This window comes from Neisseria sp. P0020.S005 (assembly GCF_051957055.1).
Lineage (GTDB): Bacteria > Pseudomonadota > Gammaproteobacteria > Burkholderiales > Neisseriaceae > Neisseria > Neisseria subflava_A.
This window is the reverse complement of sequence record NZ_JBQCWV010000063.1, coordinates 1-452: the sequence shown is the minus strand read 5'-3', so window position 1 is coordinate 452 and position 452 is coordinate 1. Positions and strand designations below refer to the sequence as shown.

The 452-nt window shown below is 38.5% G+C and carries 1 protein-coding gene; it reads right to left on the bottom strand.

The window, feature by feature from the left end:
- On the bottom strand, positions 1-351 hold a 351-nt coding region (locus ACTHTU_RS11305; RefSeq protein WP_440362601.1), incomplete at its 3' end, for a class I SAM-dependent methyltransferase.
- Between the last annotated feature and the right edge of the window lie 101 nt (positions 352-452).

The following is a 452-nucleotide window of genomic DNA, read 5'->3' as shown; positions in this document are numbered from 1 at the left end:
GTAATAGGCCACTTCACTGATGACAATCAGATCAAATTTCTGTTCAGGAAAATATTCAGGAATTTTTTGGTGTTGAACGCTCACATGCTTCAAATTCTCTAAACGTTTAGAGGCCCAATGAACAGCATGTTCAGAAAAATCTGGACATAAAAGCTGATCAGCGCGTTTGGCTAAATGTACACTTAAATGGCCATTGGAACAGCCGATTTCCAACACTGATGAATAATGCTGTTGAGTAAGCAATGCCAAACAAATCTGCCTTTTACGAGCTTCATACCAATGTAAATCATAGCCCCAAGGGTCGTTATTGTGATGATATAAGGCTTCGAAATATTGACTAGAATCATTCACAAAGATAAACCTCCCAAGGCATTAACAAACGTTCGATGATTGCTGGAGATAAAATCGCAGCATTGCCTGTACTTTCATCAGTTTCAATCTGACTCTTAAAC